The organism is Flexivirga sp. B27 (genome assembly GCF_052905685.1).
In genome coordinates this window covers 1016226-1040255 of record NZ_JBPYUM010000001.1, presented here as the reverse complement: position 1 = coordinate 1040255, position 24030 = coordinate 1016226, and the positions used below count along the sequence as shown (strand labels likewise).

The window sequence follows — 24030 nt, the reverse complement described above, 5'->3', positions numbered from 1 at the left end:
CGATGCTCGCGTGCGCACTAGCCTGGCCGGGTGACTACTTCGCTGTCCGTAGCTGTCATCGGTGCCGCCGGCCGCATGGGCTCGGCGGCCTGCACCGCGATCGAGGAGGCGCCCGATCTGTCCCTGGTCGGTCGGTATGACGCCGGCGACGACCTGGGGGACCTCGGTGGCGCCCAGGTGGCGGTCGACTTCACCGTGCCGGACGCATCGCCGGCCAACGTGCGGCACTGCGTCGAGCACGGAGTGCATGCGGTGGTCGGCACCACCGGCTGGAACGCCGAGCGCCTGGCGGACCTCGAGCAGCTGCTGGCCGAGCACGACTCCGTCGGAGTGCTCATCGCACCGAATTTCGCGATCGGTGCGTTGCTGATGATGTCGTTCGCGCGGCAGGCGGCGCGCTTCTACGAATCGGTCGAGATCGTCGAGACGCATCACCCCGACAAGGTCGACGCACCGTCCGGGACCGCTGCGCGCACGGCCGCGATGATCGCGGCGGTCCGCGCCGAGGCAGGTCTCGGCCCGGTGCCCGACGCGACCAAGAGTGATCCCGACGGCGCGCGCGGCGCGGACGTCGACGGCATCCGGGTGCACGCCCAACGGATGCGGGGACGTGTTGCGCACCAGGAGGTTTCGTTCGGTGGCGAGGGGGAGGCGCTGACCGTGCGGCACGATTCGTTCGACCGGATCAGCTTCATGCCCGGTGTGCTGAGCGGCGTCCGCGCCATACCCGAACACCCCGGACTGACAGTCGGTTTGGAGCATTTCCTCGGGCTCGACTGATCGGCCTTCGGGCTTGTGCTTGGGTGGATGGATGACGACCTCCACCGACACCGTGACACTGACCGTCATCCGCAACGACTCCGGCAGCGGTCCCGGCCGCATCCTCGACTGGGCCGAGAGCGAGGGCGTGCCGGTCGACCTGATCAAAGCTGACGAGGGTGACGAGATCCCCTCTTCCGCAGACGATCTGGACGCGGTGATCATGCTCGGTGGCGGCTTCCTGCCGGATGCGGACGACGAGCACCCGTGGCTGCCGGCCGAGCGCGCGCTGGTCCGACAGTGCCTCGACCGGCAGGTCCCCGTGCTCGGCATCTGCCTGGGTGCTCAGCTGCTGGCGCATGTCGGCGGTGGTGAGGTGCAGGGCGACTACGGCATGCCGGAGAAGGGCGTCACCGAGCTGACGCCTCAACCCGATGTCGCGGATGACGTTCTCTTTCAAGAGTTCTCGGCGCCCACGGTCGGCATCGAGAGCCACCGTGATCAGATCACGAAGCTGCCAGACGGTGCCCGCCGGCTGATGTCGAGCGTGCGCTGCCGCAACCAGGCGTTCCGCCTCGGTGACCGGGCATGGGCGACGCAGTGGCACCCCGAGTCCAGCGCCGCCCGGGTCGCCAAGTGGGAAGACGGCAAGCTGCGCGATCTCGGATTCGACCCCGCCGAGATCAAGCAGGTGGCTCAGGAGCACGACGAGCAGCTGGAAACCACATGGCGTGCGTTCTTCGGTCGTTTCTTGAACGTCGTCCGCACGGCCGGAGTTCGTTGAGCGCCATACGCGAACTCCCGAGTGACGGTCCGTTGACCGAGTGACGGCGTCATTGCGCCGTCACTCGTCGAGGAAGCCGTCATTGGGCGATAGACGGACGGACGGGGGTCAGCGGATCACGATGACCCGGAGGGTGCGTGGACCATGGACGCCCTCGACACGGGACAGCTCGATGTCGCTGGTCGCGCTGGGTCCGCTGATCCAGGTCAGCGGTCGGCCCGCCTGGACCGAATCTGCCAGTGCCGCAACGGCTTCGGGCACATCGTTGACCAGTTGGTCGGCGTGCACGACGCACACGTGTAGGTCGGGCACGAGCGACAGTGCGCGCCGGCCCTGGCCGGCGTCGTGGTCGAGCACGATGGTGCCGGGCACCGCAATGCCGACCGTCGCGCCGGTCACCACGGCGTCGATCCGGTCCAGCGCGCTCGCGGTCAGGCCGTCGTCCGTCACCTGAGTGGCCGTGACGTCCGAGAGCCAATCCTGCGGGATGCCTTCGGGGACCACGACGTCCGCACAGCCCTTCAGCACATCGGCGACCGCTGCCGCAAGACCGGAGGCCGCGACGACCTGCACCTCGGCCTGGTAGTCGGCGACCCGCTCGACGAAGAGCTCGACGAGGGCGTCGACATCTGGTGTCGGTGGCACGCTTGGCGGCGTGGGCAAGGGGTAGTCCGCTTTGTCCACAGTCTGATTCGCGCGGCGGATCCGGTCCAGGATCTCCTCGCGCGCGCTGCTTGTCGGCGTCGTGCTCATGGCCGGCCCACCTGCTCGGAGTGGGTGCGCGCCCACCACTGACGGAACGTCTCGCGGGGCGGGCTCGGCGCGTCACGCGAGTCGGTCCATGCGCGCAGCGGACCCGGCATCGGCCAGGGCAGTGCCCCGATCGGCCTGCCGCGCAACGCTTTCGCGGCCAGTGTTACACCCTGCTGGGCCAGCGCCAGGCGACTGGACTTGCCCAGCACCCACTGCCCGCCGCGCATACTCGCGCCCTCGGCGCTCGGCACACCGCCGCGGTGCTCGTCGACGACTCGGGTGCGCATCGCCACCAGCATCCGCGGGATGTCGATCCGCACCGGGCACGCGTCGAAGCAGGCGCCGCACAGGCTGGAGGCGAAGGGCAACGACTGGTCGAGTTTGGTTGCGGTGCCGCGCAATGCGGGTGTCAGCACCGCCCCGATCGGGCCGGGGTAGACCGAGCCGTAGGCGTGCCCGCCGACCTGTTCGTAGACCGGGCAGACGTTGAGGCACGCAGAGCACCGGATGCAGCGCAACGCCGTCCGGGTCTCCTCGGACTCCAGCACCGCGCTCCGCCCGTTGTCGACGAGCACGACGTGCACGTCCTGCGGCCCGTCGTCGTCGGTGGCACCGGTCCACATCGAGGTGTAGGGATTCATCCGCTCGGCAGTGCTGGACCGGGGGAGCAGCTGCAGGAAGACATCCAGGTCGGACCAGGTGGGCAGCACCTTCTCGATCCCGACCACCGAGATCAGCGTCTCGGGAAGTGTCAGGCACATGCGACCGTTGCCCTCGGATTCGAGCACCACCAGGGTGCCGGTGTCGGCGATCGCGAAGTTGGCCCCAGAGATCGCGACCTTCGCCCGCAGGAACTTCTCCCGCAGGTGCAGGCGTGCTGCATCGGCCAGCGCGGCCGGATCGTCGGTCAGCCCCTTCGGCGCCGGGCGGCCGACCTGCGCCATACGGCGCTCGAAGATCTCGCGAATCTCCTTGCGTCCCTTGTGGATCGCCGGCACCAGGATGTGCGACGGCCAGTCGTCGCCCAGCTGCACGATCAGCTCGGCAAGGTCGGTCTCCCAGGCGTGTACACCGGCCGCCTCCAGCGCTTCGTTGAGGCCGATCTCCTGCGTGGCCATCGACTTGACCTTGACGACCTCCTCCTCGCCGGTGTCGCGGACCAGGTCGGTGACCAGCCGACAGGCCTCGTCGGCGTCGCGGGCCCAGTGCACGGTTGCGCCGGCGGCGGTGAGCTTCTCCTCGAGTTGCAGCAGGTAGTCGTCCAGTTGCGCGAGCGTGTGGTCCTTGATCCGTGCTGCGCGCAGCCGGAGGTCCTCCCACTCGGGCACCTCGGCGACCGCCGCGGCTCGCTTCTCCCGGATGGTGTGCGTGGCGTGGTGCAGGTTGCGGCGCTGCTGGTCGTTGCCCAGCTCGCGCTCGGCGGCGTCGGGGAAGGGCGGCATACCGAGGAAGAGCTCGGTGGTCACGCCGACCGGGTTTGTGGTCGTCATCGGACGTCCTCCCTCGTGCCGGCGAGCACCTCGGCCAGGTGGATCGGGCGGGCGACCGGACCCTGGCCGACGCCGCTGGTCCGACCGCGTCGTCCGAGCAGGCCACCGATCTGCGCCAGGCACGAATTGTCGCTCGCGACAACGTATTCGGCGTGTGTGCTCTGCACGTTGTCGACCTTCCGGGTGCCCATCGCCACCGACACCTCGGAGTTCTTGACTGCGAACGTCCCGCCGAAACCGCAGCACTCCTCGGCGTCGGGGAGCTCGACCAGGTCGATGCCTTCGACGGCACGCAGCAACCGCAGCGGCCGGTCGCCCACGCGCAGCATGCGCAGCGAATGGCAGGTCGGGTGATAGGTGACCCGGTGCGGGAAATACGCGCCGACGTCGGTGACCTGCAGGACGTCGACGAGGTATTCGCTCAGCTCGTGTACCCGGGGCGCCAGCTCCGTCACGGCCCGTTGCAGACCGGGGTCGCCGGCGCGGTGGGCGAGCGTTTCGTATTGCTCGCGCACCGACCCGACGCACGAGCCGGAGGGCGCCACGATCGCGTCATACGAGCCGAAGGTGTCGACGAAATTGCGCACGAGGGGGATCGCCTCGTCGGCGTAACCGGTGTTGGTGAACATCTGGCCGCAGCACGTCTGGCGCTCCGGGAAGCGCACGTCAACGCCGAGCCGCTCCAGCAGTTGCACTGTCGCCTTCGGAGTGTCGGGCCACATCGTGTCGTTGAAGCAAGTCGCGAACAGCGCAACGGAGTCGGTCATTCGACGAGTTTGGCACGCAATCGGTCGATCTGCGGCTGGGTCCAACCGACGCTGCGCAACCAGCCCGCGACGGATCCGTAGTCGGCGTCGATCGCCTCGAGCACCCGGGTGATGGTCTCCGGCCGGGAGTGGTGGGCCGTCATCGGGATGTCGCGCAAGTTGTCGGAGTAGCCGGGCAACGACACCAGCCGTTGCACGATCCGCTCCGTGCGCTCGGTGCTCGCGGTGTAGTCGACCACGATCTCGTCCCGAGGGACGCCGGCGACGCTCAACGCCATCGCGGTGATGGTGCCGGTGCGGTCCTTGCCCGCCGCGCAATGGACGACGGTGGCGCCCTCGCTGGTCGCGATGACGTCGAGCGCGGCCGCGACCGAGTCGGGCCGGCGGGCCAGGTAACCCAGATAGTGGCTGGCTCGTGGGTTGGCGTTGCGCTGGGGCTCGTCGGCGTCGTGCCAGGGCAGCACCAGCACGTCACGTGCGTCGATGTCCTTGTCGTCCGGGAAGAGCGAATGATGGTGGTGCGTCACCGAATCCACCTCGCGCAGTGGCCCGGGCCCGGTGATCTTCAACTCGACGTCGCTGCGCAGGTCGACGACGTCGGTCACGCCGTGCTCGTCGAGGAGGGTGTTGATGTCGGACGGCGTCAGGTCCTGCAGATTGTCCGAACGCAGCAGGCGATCCGGCTGCACGCTGCCGCCGTCGGCGGTCGGCAGGCCACCCAGGTCGCGCATGTTCACGACGCCGTCGAGGTCGATCCAGGAAGGGGTAGTCGTCACCCCTCCACCGTAGAACGTCAGCCGATGCCGGCCGCGCGCAGCAGTGCCGCCGTCGCGGCTGCAGCGACCACCACGACGAGGAAGGGTGCGCGCAGCAGCAGACACACGATGGCGACCGCCAGGCCGGCGGCGCGCGCGTCGATCGCGAACGCTCCGCTGCCGGAGGTGAAGGTCTGCACCGCGATCAGCGCGGCGAGCAGGGCGACCGGCAGGTAGTGCATGACCCGGTCGGTGAGCGGGTGGTCCAGCACGGCCTGCGGCACGACATACCCGGCGTACTTGATGACGAACGACAGCGCGCTCGCGAGCAGCACGGTGGTCCAGAGGTTCATATTTTCTCCGCCGAGCTGATCGAGCGGTCCGGCAGGAAGCCGGCCACAACGGCGGCCAGCGCCGCGACGAGCACCGGTATGCCGGAGCCGGCGTGCGGCGACACCACCAACGCGATGACTCCGGCACCGACCGCCACCAGCTGGGAACGCCGGGTGGTCAGCCGTGACCGGACCAGGGCGCAGAACGCCGCCGGCGCAGCCGCGTCGAGACCGAACCGCGCGGGGTCACCCATCGCGTTCCCCAGGATCGCGCCGACGGCCGACATGGTGCCCCACAGGACGTAGACCGAGATGCCGGTCCACCAGAAGCCGACCCGGGACAGGTCGCGGTTCGGCTGGGTGATCGACACCGCCGTCGACTCGTCGATCGTCAGTTGCGCCGCGAGCGCCCGGCGCCACCCGGTCACCTGCAGCAGCTTGCTGACCTGCAGCCCGTAGAACCCGTTCCGCAGGCCGAGCAGGGTTGACGTGCCGACGGCACTCGCGCCCGTGCCACCTGCGCCGAGGACGCCGATGAGTGCGAACTGCGAGCCGCCGCTGAAGAGCAGCAGGGACAACAGCACCGACTGCCAGATGTTCAGCCCGGCGGCGACTGCGAGTGCGCCGTAGCTGATGCCGTAGGCGCCGGTCGCCACCCCGACCCAGATCCCCTTGCGGGCGACGGACCTGGCTGCCTGCGCGGCGGTGGGGGAGGCGCTGTCGGCTGCCCGAGCGGCTTCGTCGGTCACGTCGCTTGGTCGGTCATGTTGCTCGCTTGCTCAGGTCGTTTCGGTGGCTACGCGGGAGCGTCGGAGTCGGCCAGTGACGCGGTCAGCCGCACCTCGCGTGCGGTCCGGCCGTCGGCCGCGATGACCCGATCACGCCACGCGCCGTCCGGCTGGAGGCCGGACGATGCGACGAAGGCACGGGTGGCCTCGTCCTGCGCCAGCAGCCACACCGTGACCTCCTGGAAGTCGCCGGCGCGCAGGGTGTCGACGGCGGCATTGAGCAGCCGGGAGCCGTGTCCCGCACCGCGGCGATCGGGGGCGACCCCGAAGGTGTAGATCTCGCCGACGGTCTCGGTGGGGGTGTCGGCGATGTCGCCCGTGGGAGCGGCCGGCCCCTCGGCGTGCTCGACCGGGCCGATCGCGGCGAAGCCGACGACGGTGTCACCGGCCGTGGCCACCAGCAGGCGGTGCAGCGGGGACGGGGGCTCCTTCAGCGACTGGCGCCACGACCCCTCGAACGCGGCCGGCGTGAAGGCATCGCGGACCTCCGCATCGACCAGTGAGCCGTAGGCGTCGCGCCATATGGCTGCCTGCACGTGTGCCACCGCGGGCACGTCGTTGCTGCGGGCCGTTCGGACCGCTGCGTCGCTGGTGGGGGGAGTCATGCGACCAGCTTTCCACCAGCTCGGAACGTCCCGACAACCGGCCGCTCTCGCGTCCCCGGGACGGATCTGAGAAGCTTCCGTCGTTGTGAGCCTGTTGAAGTCCACCGGTGTGCGCCATCGCCGCCCTCGGTTCCACCCACTCACCGTGGCGACCGTCGAGCGGCTGACCGAGCGTGCCGTCGCAGTCACCTTCGATGTCCCTGACGACTTGCGCGAGATCTTCGCCTTCGAGCCGGGGCAGCATCTGACGCTGCGCGCCGAGATAAACGGCGCCGACGTCCGCCGGTCCTACTCCATCTGTATGTCGCGCGCCCAGGCCGCCGTTGACGGCCGGTTGCGGATCGCCTCCAACGAGGTCGACGGTGGCGCGATGTCGGCCTGGCTGAACCGCGTGGTGCGTCCCGGTGACCAGATCGACGTCCTGGCGCCGCTGGGCGACTTCGTCTGCCCGCCGGTCGACACCGAGCGGGAGTTGGTCGCGGTCGCTGCCGGGTCGGGCATCACGCCGGTGATCTCGCTGGTCCGCACGATCCTGGAGGAGGAGCCGGGCTCGCAGGTGACGCTCATCTTCGGCAACCGCACTCCCGAGACCATGATGTTCCGGGAGGAACTGCACTGGCTCGCGGACAACTGCGCTGCCAGGTTCGACCTGATCGAGGTCTTCTCCCGGGCCCCCGAGGCTGCCGCGGATCCGCTACTCACCGGCCGGATCGACGGTGAGAAAGTGCGCCAGATCCTGCGCCGAGCAGGCGTGGCCGTCCCGGAGGTGGACGGGTGGTTCCTCTGCGGCCCGATCGGCATGATTGACGACGTGCGCACGGCGATCGTTGCGGACGGAGCCGACCCGGCGACGGTGCAGCACGAGGAGTTCTTCCAGGATCCGCTCCCGGACGCCTGATCCGCTGCTGCGCGGACGCGACGGCCGACTCGGTGTCAGTCGAAAAGCGTTGTGGCAGAGTCGGTTTCGAAGAATGCGCGCACGAGCGGTCGGTGCGCCGGGATGATCGGCAGGCGTGCCGCCTCCGCCGCGGTGAACCACGCCGACTCGGTGACTTCGTCCGAGACGCCGGCCGTGCCGTTGACGATGTGTGCACGGAAGCAGACCCCGAAGATCGCGCGCCGACGGCCGTCGGGATAGACGATCACGATGTCGGGCCGGCTGTATGCCGCCAGCACCGAGTCAACGGCGACCTCCAGCCCAGTCTCCTCGCGGGCCTCCCGGACGGCGGTCTCCGACCAGGTCTCACCGATCTCGGCGCCGCCACCCGGCAGACACCACAGGCCGTTGTCCTCCCGCCGGGTCAACAGCAACCGGTCACCGTCGCCGATGGCACAGGTCGCCCCGGCCTTGATCTCGGTGGCACCGGCCTCGGCCGATGCGGCGATGCGCGGACCGACCTCGACCTGCGCGCGCGGCTTGCGCCGCTCGTAGATCACCACGGTCCAGCCGTCGTGCGGCTCGCGGGACGCCTCGCGCCATACGGGGGAGTCGGTGAACGGCCAGCCCGGGAAGACCGTGTCGCCGTCGGGCTCCAGCGGGATCTCGGACAACACCATTCGGTCGGCGTATGGCGCGAAGAGCGCCCAGATCTGCGCCCCGCCGGTGACGAAGAAGTCCTCGTCACCGGCCAGGAAGAGCGCCTCGTCGACGGAGTGCGCGACCTCGACGCCCTCGGCGGACCAGTCGCGGTCGCGGGTGAGCACGATGTGCCGCCGGCCCGGCAGCAGGCCGTGCGACTCGAAGGTGCGCCGGCCCATCACCATCGGGTGGCCCATGGTGGCGGCCTTGAAGCCCTTCTGCTCCCCGGGGACGCGCCACGGCATCGTGCCGTCCTTGCCGACCACGCCGTTGCGCGCGACGGCGGCGATGAAGCTGATAGTCATGCGGGGGTGCTCATACGGCGATCGGCGCCTTGATGGAGGGCTGTGCAACGTAATCGTCGAGCGTGATGTCCGGCAGGTCGAACGCGTCGATCTCGCGGATCTCGGGATTGAGCCGCAGCGTCGGCAACGGGCCGGGCTCGCGGGTGAGCTGCAGCCGTGCCTGGTCGAGGTGGTTGAGGTAGAGGTGCGCATCGCCCATCGTGTGCACGAACTCGCCCGGCACCAGGTCGGTCACCTGCGCCACCATCGCCGTGAGCAGCGCGTAGGACGCGATATTGAACGGGACACCCAGGAAGATGTCGGCGGAGCGTTGGTAGAGCTGGCAGGACAGCGACCGGCGACCGTTGGCGGTCTCGGCACCGACGTAGAACTGGAACATCGTGTGGCACGGGGGTAGTGCCATGTCATCGACGTCCGCGACGTTCCAGGCCGAGACGATGTGCCGACGGGAGTCGGGGTTGCTGCGCAGTCCGTCGATCAGCCGGGTGATCTGGTCGATCGTGCCGCCGTCCGGCGTCGGCCAGGACCGCCACTGGTGGCCGTAGATCGGGCCGAGGTCGCCGTGCTCGTCGGCCCACTCGTCCCAGATGGAGATCTTGCGGTCGTGCAGCCACTGCACGTTGGTGTCGCCGCGCAGGAACCACAGCAGCTCGCCGATGATCGAGCGCAGGTGCAGCTTCTTGGTGGTCAGCGCAGGAAAGCCCGCGGCCAGGTCGAAGCGCATCTGGTGCCCGAAGACCGACAGCGTGCCGGTGCCCGTGCGGTCGTCCTTGCGAGTGCCTTCGGCGATGACCCGATCGAGGAGGTCGAGGTACTGCTTCACGGCGTCAGACGCTATCAGCGTGGTCCGACAGACTGGTGCTGGTCGAGGCCGCAGAGCTGGTTGAGCCTGTCGAAACCCTGACCTCGACAAGCTCGGCCAGCTAGGTCGACTCGAGGCACTCGACATACAACGTGGACGGTCGTTACAGATTGTGACCTAGATCACATTGGGCACCTGTAACGCTTTCGTGGCCCGCACGATGTAACCGTTGATCGCGTCGTCACCCGGACCCCCGAGCGGGTGACGACGCGATCTATCATTTCAGGCACCGATGCAGCCGCCGAGCTCGTCGCTTCTGTGCCGATCCAGCCGGAGGATTTGCTGCCGTAGCGCCGCCCCGGCATACATTTTGAAGGTGCTGTTCGCCACCCGGAAGGTCTGCGTGCACCGTCCACCGTCGCCGCTAGCCTTGACGCCATGACGCAGCCTTCCAGCAACCCTTTCGGCACGATGATCACCGCAATGGTCACGCCCATGCATGACGACGGGTCGCTGGACCTGGACGGCGCTCAGAAGCTCGCGGCGCGGCTGGTGGACCAGGGCAACGACGGTGTTCTGGTCAACGGCACCACCGGAGAGTCCGCGACCACCACCGACGAGGAGAACAACGACCTCGTCCGCGCCGTCGCCGAGGCCGTCGGCGACCGGGCCGTCGTCATGGCCGGCGTCGGCACCAACGACACGGCGCACTCGGTCGCCGCTGCGCGCAACATGGCGGCCGCGGGTGCGACGGCCGCGCTCATCGTGACGCCCTACTACAACAAGCCGCCGCAGGCCGGCGTCCTCGAGCACTACCGCACGGTCGCCGAGGCCACGGACCTGCCGGCGATGGCCTACGACATACCCGGACGCACCGCGACGGCGCTCGCCCCGGACACCATCCGCGCGCTCGCGGAGATCCCGAACATCAAGGCGCTCAAGGACGCCAAGGGCGATCTGGCGACCAGTGCGCCGCTGATGGTCGAGACCGGTCTGCTGTGGTATTCCGGTGACGACGCGCTCAACCTGCCCTGGCTGGCGCTCGGCGCCACCGGCATGGTCAGTACTGTCGGCAATGTCGCCAGTGAACGACTGGTCGCCCTGTTGCGCGCTGTGGTGGCGGGGGACCTGCCGGCGGCACGTGCCATCAACCACGACCTCGGCCCGGTCATCGCGGCGGTCATGAACGTGACCCAGGGGACCATCCAGGCCAAGGCCGCTCTGCGCCTCATGGGCGTGCTCGACTCCGACTTCTGCCGGCTCCCATTGGTGCCGGCGCCGCAAGACCATCGTGCGATCCTGCGCGATGCACTCTCGAAGCAAGGACTGATGTGAGCCATCCCCACCCCGAACTCCAAGATCCTCCCGCGCTGCCCCGCGGCGGTGTGCGCGTAGTCCCGCTCGGCGGGCTCGGCGAGGTCGGCCGCAACATGACGGTCGTGGAGTATGACGGGAGGCTGCTCATCGTCGACTGCGGTGTGCTCTTCCCCGAGGACCACCCGGGCGTCGACCTGATCCTGCCGGACTTCGAGTACATCAAGGACCGGTTGGACGACATCGAGGCGATCGTGCTGACGCACGGTCACGAGGACCACATCGGTGCCGTGCCCTACCTGCTGCGCCTCAAGTCGGACATCCCGCTGATCGGGTCCACGCTGACCCTGGCACTGGTCGAGGCCAAGCTCAAGGAGCACCGGATCAAGCCCTACACCCTCGCGGTGAAGGAGGGCGGCAACGAGAAGCTCGGGGCGTTCGACTGTGACTTCATCGCGGTCAACCACTCGATCCCGGACGCGCTCGCCGTCTTCGTCAAGACCGGCGGCGGCAACCTGCTGATCACCGGCGACTTCAAGATGGACCAGCTGCCGTTGGACGGACGGATCACCGACCTGCGAGCCTTCGCCAAGGCGGGGGAGGAGGGCGTCGATCTCTTCCTGACCGACTCCACCAACGCCGAGGTGCCGGGCTTCACCACCCCCGAGCGCAACATCGCTCCCGCGATCGAGCGCGTCTTCCAGCACGCGTCGCGGCGGATCATCGTGGCGTGCTTCTCCTCGCACGTGCACCGCGTGCAGCAGGTGCTGGATGCCGCCGCGCTGCACAAGCGCAAGGTCGCCTTCGTCGGCCGGTCGATGCTGCGCAACATGGGAATTGCGGCCGAGCTGGGCTATCTGAACGTGCCCGACGGTGTGCTGGTCGACCTGAAGAAGATCGACAACTTCGCCGACAACCAGATCGTGCTGGTCTCGACCGGATCCCAGGGTGAGCCGATGGCCGCGCTGTCCCGGATGGCCGGCGGTGACCACAACACCATCGAGATCGGCCCCGGCGACACCGTGCTGATGGCGTCGTCGCTGATCCCCGGCAACGAGAACGCCGTCTACCGGGTCATCAACGGACTCATGCGACGCGGCGCGAGCGTCATACACAAGGGGAACGCTCTGGTGCACGTCTCCGGGCACGCCAGCGCCGGTGAGCTGCTCTACTGCTACAACATCGTCAAGCCGCGCAACGTCATGCCGATCCACGGCGAATGGCGCCACCTGGTCGCCAACGGCGACCTGGCCGTCGCGACCGGTGTGCCCGCCGAGCGGGTGCTGCTCGCCGAGGACGGCGTCGTCGTCGACCTGGTCGACGGGCGCGCGGACATCGTCGGTGCGGTGCCCTGCGGATATGTGTATGTCGACGGCTCCCTCGTCGGCACGACCGACGAGACGATGCTCAAGGACCGCCGCATCCTGCGCGACGAGGGTTTCGTGACGATCATCGTGGTGCGCGACGCCGACACCGGCAAGATCGTCAGCGGCCCGGAGATCCAGACCCGTGGCTTCGCCGAGGACGACGAGGTCTTCGACAAGGTGCGCCCCAAGCTGGAGGCCGCGCTCGAGGAGGCCCGCGAGAAGGGCATCAGCGACACCTACCAGTTGCAGCAGGTCATTCGCCGTGCCGTCGGTGGGTTCGTCGGCGGCAAGCTGCGCCGTCGGCCGATGATCATCCCGATCGTCATCGACGCGTGATGGGCCGGGGCGGCGAATAACTCGCGACTGTCGCGAGTTATTCGCCCCGATCGCTGGTTCCGAGCGAACAACTCGCGACAGTAGCGGCTTCGTCCGCCCAGCCCGTCGGGTCGTCACCGGGCGGGACCATCGCCAGGGAGAACCACAGCACCAGTGGGCCCCACCAGGACAACTCGGCGTCGGTCAGCCGGCATACCGACCGATAGCCCTCGAGGAAGGTCTCCCGGACCTGCGGCGTGACCGGACCCCAGTCGTGGAATCTCGTGCCCAGCAGCACCGCCGACCGCGCGAGCTCAACGATGCGGTGCTCGATGGCCGCGTCCTCGAAGTCCAGGACGGCAGCGACATCCCGGTCGTTCATCAGCAGGTTGGCCGCGCGGAAGTCACCGTGCACGAGTTGCGCGGGCCGGCCGGGTGCCGGGAGTTCGTTGACCTGTCGTTCGAGCGCAGCCAGCGCACCCGATGGCAGGTGTGGGTGGTCGTGTCCGAGCCAGTCGCCGATCCGGTCCGGCAGCGGACGGTCCGGGGGAGCAAGCTCCGGGATCTTCGCTGAGTCGTATGCCGCCAAGGCCTCGTGCAGCCGCGCGAGCATCGCACCCGCCGCAGCGACCTGGCCAGGATCGGCGACATCGAGCCATTCGCCCCGCAGCTGCCGCTGCACGCCCAGCGACACACCATCGACCTCGACCTGACGTCGATGGTCCTGGGCGGGAATCGGCGCGGACACCGGCAGGCCGTGCTCGTCGAGCCGGCCGGTCAGCTCCGCGAGAGCCGCGAGGCGAGCGAACCGGTGCCGCGCGATCGACCACTTGGCGAGCAGCGGCCCCTCCGACGTCCGGATCCACGCAAGCGCGTTCGCGAAACTGAGCACGATCCGTTCGCACGAGGTCACCTCAATGCCCCAGTGGCGACTCAGCGTCGCGGTCACCCAGTCACTTGCGGCCTCGGTGGTCGCGAATCCGAAGCGCTCGTCGAGCGCGGCTCCCGGGTCGGTGGACTCCCAGAGCATCTCGACGCTCGGTGAGTTCGTTGTCGTCATACGACCAGCATCACATCGCAGCAGCACATCGCGCGGGGTACGACGAAGGCCCCGCCCCACCGAGTGGTGGAACGGGGCCTTCGGGTTGTCAGCGCCGAGTAGGCGGTGACGGACGATCAGATCAAGCCGGCAGGTTCAGGTGCTGGCCGACGAAGATCAGGTTGGCGTTGTTCACGGTGCCCTTGTTGGCCGCGAACAGTGCCTGCCAGCCGCCCTTGACGTTGTAGCTCTGTGCGAGCTCGCTCAGGGTGTCGCCGGACTTCACCGTGACGGTCTTGCCCGAGAGGGCGACCTTCGGCGCGGTGTAGACCTTCTTGGGCGCCGTGTAAGTCTTCTTGGGCGCGGTGTAGGTCTTCTTCGGGGCCGTGTAGGTCTTCTTCGGAGCCTGCGCACGCTCGTTGGAACGCGAAACCTTGGGGGTCGTGTTCTTCGGCGCGGTGTAGGTCTTCTTCGGAGCCGGCTTCGGGGCCGGGGCCGGGTTCACGTTCGGCGAACCGCCGCCCTGGGTCAGGCCAGCGCGCACCGAGCAGACCGGCCAGGCGCCGGGACCCTGGGAAGCCAGGACCTTCTCGGCGACCGAGATCTGGGCCGACTTGGACGCCATGTTGGCGTTCGACGCGTAGGCGCCACCGCCGAAGGCGATCCAGGTCGAGTGGGTGAACTGCAGGCCACCGTAGAAACCGTTGCCCGTGTTGATCGACCAGTTGCCACCGCTCTCGCAGGCAGCGACGCGGTCCCACGTGGAGACCGAGGCTGCGTGAGCGTCACCAGCGGTGGCGACGCCGGCAGCGGCAAGGGCTGCGGCGGCGGCAACCCCGATGCCGACGGCGCGGGTCTTGTTGCTGAAGTTCTTGCTGAGGTCCATTGATTCCTCTCCTGACGTGCGCATACGGGGTTAGCTGTCGGGTCGGGCTGTCAGGTGCCCGGCAGGTTTTTGGCCTGCTCTCACCCCAAGACCGCTGTCACGGCCAAATTGGGTTCCCCATCCTCGTCGTGCCTCCGGGACCGTCCCGGATCTTGGTGACTGCTCGACGAGGTTGTGCGCAGCAAGTCACAGGCAGGGGGCGAAGTCATGCCGGGTTGCAAGACTTCGTCGATGGAAGGTTCTTCGCCAGGGGGACGAAATTTCAACCACCGATCGTCGAAGGTACGTGGTCGAAGGACGATTGCCAAGTTGAAACGTGACCATTTCGTGACTTTTTTTTGAAGTGTCGCGAGAGTCACACGAATCGTGTTGCATGCGTCACAGGAATCACATCCACCACATGCGTCAGGCGTCCCTGTGTGGTGAGAATACGACTGTGCCCCAACTGGATCCGATGCCTCGCCGCGTATGGCGTGCCGAAGCAAGCACGGTCTGCTGGTGGGTGCTGGCCGTGCTGCAGGCGTGCGTAGGCCTTGCGGCCGCGGCGCGGTGGGCGGACCTTACCTGGTTGGTGCCGTCGCTGCAGGCCCTTTTCCCGATCGTTGGAATTGCAGCGGTCGTGACGCTCGTGGCCGCTGTCGCACTGCGGTTCCGCTGGCTGGCCGTAGGCGCCCTCCTCGTCGCCATACCGCCGCTGGTGCTGGGCGCCGGAGCGTTGCGCAGCGACACCGTCCCGGCCGGCCCGCACGACGAGACCGTCATGACGATCAACCTGGAGTATGGCGGCGCCGACCCCGGCCGCGTCGTTGCAGCGGTGCGGGAGCAGCACGTCGACACCCTGGTGCTGGAGGAGTGCACACCGCAGGAGTTGGCGGCGCTGCGCCGCCACGGACTCGGTGCGGCCCTGCCGCACCAGGCCGGCCGCGCCGCACCGGGCATCCGGGGGACGGTGGTCCGCAGCACCCACCGCGTGCATCTGGTGTCCGAGAACGCGGCGGGCCGCTTCCCGAGCAGTCCCGACGTCAGGGTGCACACGCAGCGCGGCACCTACCGGCTGCGCGCGGTGCACATGCCGGCCCCGCTGCCGGAGATCGTCGGCGACTGGCGCGCTGCGCTGCACGAGTTGGCCAGGTGGCGTGCGCAGCGACCTGCTGGGCAGCCGCTCGTCCTCGCCGGCGATTTCAACGCCTCCTCGGCCATGCCCGCCTTCCGGCAGGTGGCCGACGGGTTGACACAGAGCAGCCGCGCGACCGGATCCGGCTGGCGCCGGACGTGGCCGAACGACAGCTGGCTGCCGCCCTTCATCCAGCTGGATCACGTGCTCAGCCGAGGCTTCGGTGTGGTTGCCGACGGAACGGTGCAGGTGCCCGGCACCGATCACCTGGCCTACTGGACCCGGTTGCGGATGCTCACCAGGGCAGCGGCTCACTGAGGTCGCGCGGATCGGCCGGAGCCGACCAGCCGTCCGGCGTGTGCACGTAGGACAGCGCCGGACCCTGCTCGACCAGGCGGCGGACCGCGCAGACCAGCCGCTGGACGTGCTCGGCGGTCGTGGCCAGGCCCAGGCTCGCCCGGACAGCGGTGGCACCGGCGCCGAGCAGGGAGTCACACAGCAGGTGCGCGCAGAACCGACCGTCTCGCACCGCGATGCCGTGCTCGTCGGCCAGCACCTGCGAGACCAGCGAGGGTTCGTAGCCGTCGACCGTGAAGGTCACCACGCCGACGTTCGGCCGATCGCCGAGCGCGCCGACGACCTGGACACCGTCGATCGCAGCCAGCCCGGCCCTCAACGTCGAGTAGAGGTTCGCCTCGTGTGCCGCGATGACCGCGCGGTGTTCCCGCAAGGTGGCGCATGCGGCGGCGATCGCGATCGCCCCGGCCGCGTTGGGTGTCCCGCCCTCGTGGCGTGCCGGTCCGGTCTGCCAGTCGGTGCGTTCCGCTGTCACCGCAGCAGTCGCACCGCCCGCGGGCAGGTATGGCGCTGCGGCGTCCAGCCAGTCGCGGCGGCCGGCGAGCACGCCTGCGCCATACGGGGCATAGAGCTTGTGCCCGGAGAACGCGATCCAGTCGACGCCGAGGGTGTCCAGGTCGATCGGGACGTGCGGTGCGAACTGTGCGGCGTCCAGCACGGTGCGGGCACCGAACTCCCGCGCCACGTCGGCCAACTCGGCCACCGGCCAGATCTCGCCTGTCACGTTGCAGGCGCCGGTGATCACGACGAGCTTCTCGCGACCGGATGACACGTCGGCGGATGCGGCGAGCGCGGTGCGCAACAGGTCGACCGCGTCGCTGGTGCCGGTCGGGACCGGCAGTCGGGTGGTGTTCGCGGCCGGCCAGGGGAGCAGGGCTGCGTGGTGCGCGGATGCCCAGGCGAAGACGTGCGTCTCGGCCGGCAGGCAGTGCCCCAGCAGGCGCAGCGCGTCGGTGGTGTTGCGGGTGAAGACGACCTCGTCGCCCGGGCGGGCGCCGATGAAACCGGCGACCTCGGCGCGTGCCGCCTCGAACCAGCCGGTGGTGACCCGGCTGGCGTATCCCGCGCCGCGGTGGACCGAGCCGTAGCGCCGCTGGGCGTGCTCGACCGCCTCGGCGACCGCGACCAGTGCCGGTGCGGTCGCGCCGTGGTCGAAGTTGGCGTAGTCGGTGACGGTGCGGTGCACGGTGGGCACGCCCAGTTGCGCGGAGACGGTGCTCGGCACACCGTCGGTGAACCGCGGGGCACGCCGCGGTCCGGGGGCCGGCACCGCCGACGGTCGGGTGCTGGTGCGGGATGCACTTGGGGATGCAGCGGCGGACGTGCTGGTGCCGGTGGTGTCGTGCTGGGGTTCGATGCTGACAGTGCTCAACGGGCGCTCCTCGGCCGATCAGGGATCGACGAGAGCTGGTGCAGAGCCGATCCGCGCTTGCCGACACGTTGTCGCGCCGGCCCGGTCGTCACCCGGAGCACCCCACCGCGGTGGAGGGTTGCCGCTCAGCAAGCCGGGGCTTCGCGCTGAGTCTCATGACCTGCTGGCAAATATAGAGGTATGGCGGGAGTCGCCGCCAACATTGTCCGAGTCGTGGAAAGCAGGCGACCGCCCACCTGGCCGGCCACTGTCCGGTCAGTGTCCGACCGATCGAGAGGCGTACAAAACGACCGAGTGGAGCACGAAACAGGGTCGGATTTGTACGCCTCTCGGTCCGGATGTGCGCCTTTCGGTCAAGTGGCAACGGAAGGCGCCACCGCGGGTCGGAACAACGTAGGCGCAGGGCGGGAGCAGTCGCTCGGCGGCGTGTTTCCTATGGGACAGGAGTGACAGTCGCGTACGGTGTTTTCGTGGCTACCCGTCCGTCCTCGTCGACAACGACCGTTCGCGCGACCCGCAGCAAGTCCGGATCGAAGGCGTCCGGTTCGCGCTCGCGTCCCGCGTCGGGGCGCACTTCGACGCGGCCGCCGGCCAAGAAGGCCACCGGTGCGAAGTCACGGACCGGTGGCAAACCGGCCGGAGGCGGTCTGCCCTTCCCGTTACGCGCGGCGCGCGGCACCTGGATGGGTGTCGCCCATGTGGCGGGAGGTGCTGCCCGTCGGGTCGGACACTCCACCAGCGAGTTGGAGCCTGAGCTGCGCCGTGACGGTCTCGGCTTCGCGCTGATCGCGGCGGCCGTCGTCGTCGCTGCCCGCGAGTGGTGGGGCCTCACCGGCAACGCCGGTGCCGTCATACACGCGATCGTTGCCGGGACCTTCGGGCTCGGCGCCCTCGTGCTGCCGTTGGTGCTCGTGCTGATCGGCGTGCACCTGATGCGCTCGCCGCGCGGCGACCAGGGCACCAACCGGGTGATGGTCGGGCTCGCGCTCTTCGCGATCGCGGTGTGCGGGATCACCAGCATCGCCAAGGGTGTTCCGCAGCCCAGCGAGACCGAGCAGTTGCGCGGCGCCGGCGGCATCATCGGCTTCCTGGCCAGCAGTCCGGTCGTCGCTGCGGTCCACACCGTCGGCGCGATGGCACTGCTGATCATCCTGTTGGTCTTCAGCGTGCTGGTGATGACCGCGACCCCGGTCACGATGATCCCTGAACGCCTCGCCCTGCTGCGTGATCGACTCTTCGCCCGCGGCGGTGCCTATGACGACGAGGACGCCACCGTCGACGCCGTCGCGCAGGACCTGCACGGCGACCAGATCGACGGCGGCAAGCGCAAGCGGCGCCGCAGCACCAAGACGCACGACAACACCGACCCGAGTCTGGACGGTGACGAGCCCTTCGAGCAGGCGGCGACCGTCGCGCCGCGGCGGACCAAGAGCGGCCGGGTGCTGCGACCCGGTGAGAAGGACCCGGGCACCGACGACGTCTATGACGTCGACGGCGACAAGTCGAACGGTGGCACGGCTGCCGGGGGCAAGACGGGCGGCGTCACGAAATCGACCGCCGGGCAGCCGGATCGCGCCGGCGACGCCCCGATGCCGTTGCCGGGCACGACCGGCACACCGCCGGAGTCGATCTCGACCGCACCGGGGCTGCAAGCCCCGCCGACGACGCCGTTGCCCCAGCGGGTCGAGCAGTTGCAGCTGGCCGGGGACGTCACCTACACGTTGCCCGCCAACGACGTGCTGCGGCCGGGCACCCCGCCGAAGGCACGCTCGGCGGCCAACGACCGGGTCGTCGAGGCGCTGACCCAGACGCTCGACTCCTTCAACGTCGACGCTCAGGTCAGTGGCTTCACCCGCGGACCGACGGTCACCCGTTACGAGGTCGAGCTCGGTCAGGGCACCAAGGTCGAGCGCGTCACCGCCCTGTCCAAGAACATCGCGTATGCCGTGGCATCCGCCGACGTCCGGATCCTGTCTCCGATCCCCGGCAAGTCCGCGATCGGCATCGAGATCCCCAACACCGACCGCGAGAAGGTCAGCCTGGGTGACGTGCTGCGTAGCGGCGCGGCACACGGCAACCCGCACCCGATGGTGATGGGCGTCGGCAAGGACGTCGAGGGCGGCTACGTCGTCGCGAACCTCGCGAAGATGCCGCACATGCTGGTGGCCGGTGCCACCGGCGCCGGTAAGTCGTCCTTCGTCAACTCGATGATCACCTCGATCATGATGCGGGCGACCCCCGACGAGGTCCGGATGGTGCTGGTCGACCCCAAGCGCGTCGAACTCACGGCATACGAAGGCATTCCGCACCTCATCACCCCGATCATCACCAACCCGAAGAAGGCCGCGGAGGCGCTGCAGTGGGTCGTGCGCGAGATGGACACCAGGTATGACGACCTGGCTGCGTTCGGCTTCAAGCACATCGACGACTTCAACAAGGCGGTGCGCGCCGGCAAGCTGACCCCGCCGCCGGGGTCGGAGCGGGTCATGCAGACCTACCCCTACCTCCTGGTGATCGTCGACGAGCTCGCCGACCTGATGATGGTCGCTCCGCGTGACGTCGAGGAGTCGATCGTCCGCATCACCCAGCTGGCGCGTGCGGCCGGCATCCACCTGGTGCTGGCGACGCAGCGCCCGTCGGTCGATGTCGTCACCGGTCTGATCAAGGCCAACGTGCCCAGTCGGCTGGCGTTCGCGACATCCTCGCTCGCCGACTCGCGGGTCGTGCTCGACCAGCCCGGTGCCGAGAAGCTGATCGGCCAGGGCGACGCGTTGTTCCTGCCGATGGGCGCGTCCAAGCCGATGCGCGTGCAGGGCGCGTGGGTGACCGAAACCGAAGTGCAAGAGGTGGTTTCACACGTCCGGGGGCAGTTGAAGCCGCACTACCGCGAGGACGTGCAGGTCACTGCTCCCAAGAAGGAGATCGACGAGGACATCGGCGACGACCTCGACCTGCTGCTGCAGGCGGCCGAGCTGGTCGTCAACAGCCAGTTCGGGTCGACGTCGATGCTGCAGCGCAAGCTGCGGGTCGGTTTCGCCAAGGCCGGTCGCCTGATGGACCTGATGGAGAGCCGCGGCATCGTCGGCCCGTCGGAGGGGTCGAAGGCGCGCGACGTGCTGGTCAAGCCCGACGAGCTGCCGACCACGCTTGCCCTGCTGCGGGGTGAGGACCCGCCCGGTGCCGAGCAGCCGTATGACGCTGCGGCGGACGGCGATCCGGGCGAGTCGGACGGCAGTGAGGACGCGTGGCAACTCACCGACCGGCAGGTCTGACCCCCGCGCCACGCGGCAACCTGCTGCAGCAACTGCGGGCACTGCCGTGTGCGGTGCTGCTGGTGGTGCAGCTGCTCGGGATCCTGGTCTACCCGTTCACCTCGGAGTCGTCGGCCGGTCGCACGCTCTTCTCGTTGGTCCAGTTGGTCGTGCTGGGCCTGGCGGTCGCCGCCGTGCGGCTCACCCCGGCGCTCACCTGGATATCGATGTCCATCGGTGCGCCTGCCGTCATACTCACCGTGCTGACGGCGGTGTTGCCCGACAACGGTCCGATCGCGCTGCTGTCCGATTGCACTCATGCGATCTTCTACTTCTATACGGCATACGCGTTGATCCGCTACATGTTCGCGGACAACTTCGTCACCCGCGACGAATTGTTCGCAACCGGAGCGTGTTTCACGGTCGTCGCATGGGCGTTCGCCTACACCTACGGCATCGTGCAGACGATCTGGGGGACCGGGCAGTTCGTGTCCGGCAGCGACCACGAGCTGCACTGGGTGGAGCTGCTCTTCCTGTCGTTCACCACGATGACCAACACGGGGCTGTCCGACATCGCGCCCGGTGGCGGGCACGCACGGTCGGTGATGATGCTGGAGCAGCTCGCAGGCGTGAACTATGTTGCGCTGGTGGTGGCACGGCTCATGGGGCTGACGCTGGCCCGGTTCCAGCGGAAGCGGGACACGACCGGTCACGAAGAGCGGACAGTGACGGCAAGCGACAGCGGCGAGCAAGCAAAGCCAGCGATAGGGGCGAGCGATGAGTGACGACAACGACAGCACGCAGGAGATCCCGCGCGATCCGGACCGTTATTCGCCTGCTGGGCAACAGGATTCGGGTGCGCCGCGGCGTGATCGCAGCGACGACACGGCGGTCCTCGGGCATCCGCGCGGGGCCGCGTCACCTGCCGGCGGCGAGGGGCAGGGGGCCCGCCAGTTGCCGGGGTCGGGGCAGGCGCCGGGGGCCGGGCAGAGTCCGGCACCGGGCAGCTACCCACCGCCCGGGGGTGGCTATCGTCCGGCGGCCGACCGGCCCGGCGCGCCGGCGGCGCCATACGGTCAAGCCGGGCAGCCGGCACCGGCTGCATCCTGGGGCGGAGCACCGATGCTGCCCACCGATCGGGGTTCGGGCGGGTTCCCGGCAGCGATCATCGGCGCAGTGGTGGCGACCCTGATCGCTGCCGTGACCGCCTTCGGCGCCCATCAGATCCTCACCGACCACTCGAGCATCGACAGTCGGAAGCTGCCGGGATTCGTGACCTACCGCATGTACATGCTGCCGTGGCCCGCCCACGGCGGCGATCTGACGACGGCGTTCGTGGTGGGCGCGCTCATCGTGCTGGTGGTGACCTTGCTGCTGATGATGGCTGCGACGATGTCGACGCGAGCGGGCACCGGCGGCTTCGCAGTCTTCCTCGCCGGCTGGATGGCGACGGTGATCGCCGGCGGGATCGCCCGCCCGGTCGCCGGTGTGATCACGGCGAACGGGTCCACGCCGGACGGGGTATGGCAGAACGACCTGAGCATCGGCGTGCAGTGGGGCGTGCTCTTCGGCTGGATCGCGGCCCTGGTGCTGGTGATCGTGCACGCCATGCGCCGCAAGGGCGGCGTGGGTAGAGCTGCCTGACAGGCGCTTCGCGTCTGACGTGCAACTCTGCCCAGATCCGTACCTGCTCCATTTCTGACTGACGGCAGCTCCATTTCTGACTGACGGCAGCCGTTCAGCCGGGTCGGTGTCATGGTCCTGCAGGAAGTGCGCTGGGGCGCACGTGTTGCTGGTCCTTAATCCGTCCGGGAGGGTATCCACTGTCCTGGTCCTGCAGATGGTGCGGGAGATCGCCGCACTTTGTGCCGGACCTGGCGTCTGTAGCTGACCTCGCGGGTCATCCACATCCCGCCATCCGGTGTGCGACCGTCCACAGCTATGTCGAGTCTGGCTTCCCGACCTGTCGAGCTCGCCTGAATCGTCTTCGTATGACGCAAGAGTCAGTTCGGGCCCAACACGTTGTCGTCGGCCGGCCGCGAGTGTATGGCGCGAGCCGACGTGCGATCGCCCGCGATCTCGCCGCAGTTCACGACGGAGTGGTCCACCGGTTGGCGCTGGCCGAGCACGGGATAGATCGGTTCGCGGTCCGCAACGAGGTCAACGCCGGGCGCTGGTTCAAGGTCGGCCGGCATACCGTCGCCGTCCGGTCACCGGAGTTGAGTGAGCCTGCGCAGTGGTGGCGCGCGGTGTGGGAGAGCGGCTCTGGGGCGCGGTTGGACGGCGCCGGCGCGCTCCTCGCTGCGGGCATGACGGGTTATACGGCGTCGGTGATCGATGTGACATTGCCCAAGACGAGTCACACCCACTCGGTGGAGCGCGTTCGCCTGCACCTGCCGCGAGTGCCCGACCCGGTCTCCGGTGCCGGCATCCCGAAGGTCGCGCCAGACATCGCGACGATCCACGCAGCACAATGGGCGATCAGCGACCGGCAGGCTGCGCTGGTGGTCTGCCTGCCGCTACAGCAACGCCTCACCACGCCAGCGCGGATGTTGTTGGCATGGCGTGGGATTCGCCGTTCGGCTCGACGGAAGTTCCTCAACGAGGTCATCGCCGATGTCGCGGACGGCGCGCACTCGCTGGGTGAGCTCGACTTCACCCGGATGGCACGCAAAGTGGGGCTGCCGCCGCCGTCGCACCAGTCCTTGCGTGAGGGACCCGACGGCCGGATCTATCTAGACATCTCGTGGGCCGACGTTGGATTGGTGGTCGAGATCGACGGCGGACATCACGCGTTGGCGCTCAATCCGATCGATGACGCGCTGCGGCAGAACGACCGCGTCGCTGCTGGTGAGCACGTGCTTCGGGTGCCGGTCATCGGACTACGGCTCGAGTCGCAACGGTTCATGCTGCAGATTCGCCACACCTATGACGTGCTGCTTGCCGAAACCCGCCAGTCGGGGCGCCGCGCCTGAGCAGGACACGTCTCAACGCCCTGCAGGAGGTGCGGTGGGGCGCACCTGTTGCTGGACATAGTTGCTCGATCCGGCTTGCGCGCGCCGGGCCTGCATATGGTGCGGAGAAGGACCGCACGATCTGCGGGTCGCAGGGCCGGTGTGGTGGATGTATGGCGGGGTCCGTGTCACGGTCCTGCGGGAGGTGCGGTGGGGCGCACGTCCTGCTGGTCGTAATTCCTCGGCAGAGGTTCCCGGTTGCGGGTCCTGCAGATGGTGCGGAGCGTCGGCGCACGATCTGCAGGTCGCAGGTCGCAGGTCGCAGAGCCGCGCAGCGAAATG

Annotated in this window: 22 protein-coding genes and 2 riboswitches; of the genes, 10 read left to right on the top strand and 12 right to left on the bottom strand. The window is 68.8% G+C overall.

Annotation, left to right across the window (positions count from 1 at the left end):
- Nucleotides 1-30 precede the first annotated feature (30 nt).
- Nucleotides 31-780 carry a 4-hydroxy-tetrahydrodipicolinate reductase gene (gene dapB / locus ACSZL9_RS04770; protein ID WP_446664328.1) on the top strand — a complete coding sequence of 250 codons (750 nt, stop codon included), beginning with the start codon at nucleotides 31-33 and terminating at the stop codon, nucleotides 778-780.
- Between the two features lie 31 nt (nucleotides 781-811).
- Complete coding sequence (locus tag ACSZL9_RS04765; RefSeq protein ID WP_446664327.1) at nucleotides 812-1543, top strand: type 1 glutamine amidotransferase; 732 nt, start codon at nucleotides 812-814, stop codon at nucleotides 1541-1543.
- Nucleotides 1544-1651: 108 nt separating this feature from the next.
- Here the strand turns inward: ACSZL9_RS04765 and ACSZL9_RS04760 are convergent, their stop codons facing one another.
- From ACSZL9_RS04760 to ACSZL9_RS04730, 7 genes are read right to left on the bottom strand one after another with little or no spacing between them, the layout of a single operon-like run.
- Entirely contained in the window at nucleotides 1652-2296 is a 645-nt protein-coding gene (locus ACSZL9_RS04760; protein ID WP_446664326.1) for a LutC/YkgG family protein, read from the bottom strand.
- Nucleotides 2293-3786 carry a lactate utilization protein B gene (locus ACSZL9_RS04755; RefSeq protein ID WP_446664325.1) on the bottom strand — a complete coding sequence of 498 codons (1494 nt, stop codon included), beginning with the start codon at nucleotides 3784-3786 and terminating at the stop codon, nucleotides 2293-2295. The genes ACSZL9_RS04760 and ACSZL9_RS04755 overlap by 4 nt, the downstream gene beginning before the upstream one ends.
- Nucleotides 3783-4553, bottom strand: coding sequence for a (Fe-S)-binding protein (locus tag ACSZL9_RS04750; protein WP_446664324.1), 771 nt, complete (start codon nucleotides 4551-4553; stop codon nucleotides 3783-3785). The genes ACSZL9_RS04755 and ACSZL9_RS04750 overlap by 4 nt, the downstream gene beginning before the upstream one ends.
- Entirely contained in the window at nucleotides 4550-5329 is a 780-nt protein-coding gene (locus ACSZL9_RS04745) for a tyrosine-protein phosphatase (protein ID WP_446664323.1), read from the bottom strand. Before ACSZL9_RS04745 ends, ACSZL9_RS04750 begins: the two co-directional genes overlap by 4 nt.
- A 17-nt stretch (nucleotides 5330-5346) precedes the next feature.
- Nucleotides 5347-5661, bottom strand: coding sequence for an AzlD domain-containing protein (locus ACSZL9_RS04740; protein ID WP_446664322.1), 315 nt, complete (start codon nucleotides 5659-5661; stop codon nucleotides 5347-5349).
- Nucleotides 5658-6389 carry an AzlC family ABC transporter permease gene (locus ACSZL9_RS04735; RefSeq protein ID WP_446664321.1) on the bottom strand — a complete coding sequence of 244 codons (732 nt, stop codon included), beginning with the start codon at nucleotides 6387-6389 and terminating at the stop codon, nucleotides 5658-5660. The genes ACSZL9_RS04740 and ACSZL9_RS04735 overlap by 4 nt, the downstream gene beginning before the upstream one ends.
- Before the next feature lie 47 nt (nucleotides 6390-6436).
- A complete protein-coding gene (locus ACSZL9_RS04730; protein WP_446664320.1) occupies nucleotides 6437-7033 on the bottom strand; it encodes an N-acetyltransferase family protein in 597 nt (198 codons plus the stop codon).
- Nucleotides 7034-7178: 145 nt separating this feature from the next.
- On the opposite strand from ACSZL9_RS04730, the gene ACSZL9_RS04725 reads away from it, so the two are divergent.
- A complete protein-coding gene (locus ACSZL9_RS04725) occupies nucleotides 7179-7931 on the top strand; it encodes an FAD-binding oxidoreductase (RefSeq protein WP_446664319.1) in 753 nt (250 codons plus the stop codon).
- 35 nt (nucleotides 7932-7966) lie between these two features.
- On the opposite strand, the gene ACSZL9_RS04720 is transcribed toward ACSZL9_RS04725, so the two are convergent.
- Together ACSZL9_RS04720 and ACSZL9_RS04715 are read right to left on the bottom strand one after the other, a co-directional pair.
- Complete coding sequence (locus ACSZL9_RS04720) at nucleotides 7967-8917, bottom strand: dihydrofolate reductase (RefSeq protein WP_446664318.1); 951 nt, start codon at nucleotides 8915-8917, stop codon at nucleotides 7967-7969.
- 10 nt (nucleotides 8918-8927) lie between these two features.
- Nucleotides 8928-9740, bottom strand: a complete 813-nt coding sequence (locus ACSZL9_RS04715; protein ID WP_446664317.1) for a thymidylate synthase — start codon at nucleotides 9738-9740, stop codon at nucleotides 8928-8930.
- Between the two features lie 417 nt (nucleotides 9741-10157).
- Here ACSZL9_RS04715 and dapA point away from each other — a divergent pair, with 417 nt between their 5' ends.
- Nucleotides 10158-11054 carry a 4-hydroxy-tetrahydrodipicolinate synthase gene (gene dapA / locus ACSZL9_RS04710; RefSeq protein ID WP_446664316.1) on the top strand — a complete coding sequence of 299 codons (897 nt, stop codon included), beginning with the start codon at nucleotides 10158-10160 and terminating at the stop codon, nucleotides 11052-11054.
- Complete coding sequence (locus ACSZL9_RS04705; protein WP_446664315.1) at nucleotides 11051-12736, top strand: ribonuclease J; 1686 nt, start codon at nucleotides 11051-11053, stop codon at nucleotides 12734-12736. Before dapA ends, ACSZL9_RS04705 begins: the two co-directional genes overlap by 4 nt.
- Nucleotides 12737-12773: 37 nt before the next feature.
- On the opposite strand, the gene ACSZL9_RS04700 is transcribed toward ACSZL9_RS04705, so the two are convergent.
- Together ACSZL9_RS04700 and ACSZL9_RS04695 are read right to left on the bottom strand one after the other, a co-directional pair.
- A complete protein-coding gene (locus tag ACSZL9_RS04700; RefSeq protein WP_446664314.1) occupies nucleotides 12774-13775 on the bottom strand; it encodes a phosphotransferase enzyme family protein in 1002 nt (333 codons plus the stop codon).
- Between the two features lie 121 nt (nucleotides 13776-13896).
- Nucleotides 13897-14640 carry a transglycosylase family protein gene (locus ACSZL9_RS04695; RefSeq protein WP_446664313.1) on the bottom strand — a complete coding sequence of 248 codons (744 nt, stop codon included), beginning with the start codon at nucleotides 14638-14640 and terminating at the stop codon, nucleotides 13897-13899.
- A gap of 4 nt (nucleotides 14641-14644) precedes the next feature.
- Nucleotides 14645-14789: riboswitch (cyclic di-AMP (ydaO/yuaA leader) on the bottom strand.
- A gap of 287 nt (nucleotides 14790-15076) precedes the next feature.
- On the opposite strand from ACSZL9_RS04695, the gene ACSZL9_RS04690 reads away from it, so the two are divergent.
- The gene (locus ACSZL9_RS04690; protein ID WP_446664312.1) at nucleotides 15077-16072 is read left to right on the top strand and encodes an endonuclease/exonuclease/phosphatase family protein; all 996 of its coding nucleotides are present in this window, start codon (nucleotides 15077-15079) and stop codon (nucleotides 16070-16072) included.
- Here ACSZL9_RS04690 and ACSZL9_RS04685 read toward each other — a convergent pair.
- Complete coding sequence (locus ACSZL9_RS04685) at nucleotides 16050-17483, bottom strand: aminotransferase class V-fold PLP-dependent enzyme (protein ID WP_446664311.1); 1434 nt, start codon at nucleotides 17481-17483, stop codon at nucleotides 16050-16052. The genes ACSZL9_RS04690 and ACSZL9_RS04685 overlap by 23 nt on opposite strands.
- 48 nt (nucleotides 17484-17531) lie before the next feature.
- Nucleotides 17532-17644: riboswitch (SAM riboswitch) on the bottom strand.
- A gap of 522 nt (nucleotides 17645-18166) precedes the next feature.
- Between ACSZL9_RS04685 and ACSZL9_RS04680 the strand changes: the two genes are divergently transcribed.
- From ACSZL9_RS04680 to ACSZL9_RS04665, 4 genes are all read left to right on the top strand, one after another.
- Nucleotides 18167-20755 carry a DNA translocase FtsK 4TM domain-containing protein gene (locus ACSZL9_RS04680; protein WP_446665101.1) on the top strand — a complete coding sequence of 863 codons (2589 nt, stop codon included), beginning with the start codon at nucleotides 18167-18169 and terminating at the stop codon, nucleotides 20753-20755.
- Nucleotides 20728-21519, top strand: coding sequence for an ion channel (locus ACSZL9_RS04675; RefSeq protein ID WP_446664310.1), 792 nt, complete (start codon nucleotides 20728-20730; stop codon nucleotides 21517-21519). Before ACSZL9_RS04680 ends, ACSZL9_RS04675 begins: the two co-directional genes overlap by 28 nt.
- The gene (locus ACSZL9_RS04670) at nucleotides 21512-22378 is read left to right on the top strand and encodes a hypothetical protein (RefSeq protein ID WP_446664309.1); all 867 of its coding nucleotides are present in this window, start codon (nucleotides 21512-21514) and stop codon (nucleotides 22376-22378) included. The genes ACSZL9_RS04675 and ACSZL9_RS04670 overlap by 8 nt, the downstream gene beginning before the upstream one ends.
- A gap of 347 nt (nucleotides 22379-22725) precedes the next feature.
- Nucleotides 22726-23709, top strand: a complete 984-nt coding sequence (locus tag ACSZL9_RS04665; RefSeq protein WP_446664308.1) for a hypothetical protein — start codon at nucleotides 22726-22728, stop codon at nucleotides 23707-23709.
- Nucleotides 23710-24030 lie beyond the last annotated feature (321 nt).

Coding starts and splice junctions, on each gene's coding strand:
- ACSZL9_RS04765 (WP_446664327.1), top strand. CDS start 812: ATGACGACCTCCACCGACACCGTGACACTGACCGTCATCCGCAACGAC.
- ACSZL9_RS04760 (WP_446664326.1), bottom strand. CDS start 2,296: ATGAGCACGACGCCGACAAGCAGCGCGCGCGAGGAGATCCTGGACCGG.
- ACSZL9_RS04755 (WP_446664325.1), bottom strand. CDS start 3,786: ATGACGACCACAAACCCGGTCGGCGTGACCACCGAGCTCTTCCTCGGT.
- ACSZL9_RS04750 (WP_446664324.1), bottom strand. CDS start 4,553: ATGACCGACTCCGTTGCGCTGTTCGCGACTTGCTTCAACGACACGATG.
- ACSZL9_RS04740 (WP_446664322.1), bottom strand. CDS start 5,661: ATGAACCTCTGGACCACCGTGCTGCTCGCGAGCGCGCTGTCGTTCGTC.
- ACSZL9_RS04730 (WP_446664320.1), bottom strand. CDS start 7,033: ATGACTCCCCCCACCAGCGACGCAGCGGTCCGAACGGCCCGCAGCAAC.
- ACSZL9_RS04720 (WP_446664318.1), bottom strand. CDS start 8,917: ATGACTATCAGCTTCATCGCCGCCGTCGCGCGCAACGGCGTGGTCGGC.
- dapA (WP_446664316.1), top strand. CDS start 10,158: ATGACGCAGCCTTCCAGCAACCCTTTCGGCACGATGATCACCGCAATG.
- ACSZL9_RS04700 (WP_446664314.1), bottom strand. CDS start 13,775: ATGACGACAACGAACTCACCGAGCGTCGAGATGCTCTGGGAGTCCACC.
- ACSZL9_RS04695 (WP_446664313.1), bottom strand. CDS start 14,640: ATGGACCTCAGCAAGAACTTCAGCAACAAGACCCGCGCCGTCGGCATC.
- ACSZL9_RS04680 (WP_446665101.1), top strand. CDS start 18,167: ATGGGTGTCGCCCATGTGGCGGGAGGTGCTGCCCGTCGGGTCGGACAC.
- ACSZL9_RS04670 (WP_446664309.1), top strand. CDS start 21,512: ATGAGTGACGACAACGACAGCACGCAGGAGATCCCGCGCGATCCGGAC.
- ACSZL9_RS04665 (WP_446664308.1), top strand. CDS start 22,726: ATGACGCAAGAGTCAGTTCGGGCCCAACACGTTGTCGTCGGCCGGCCG.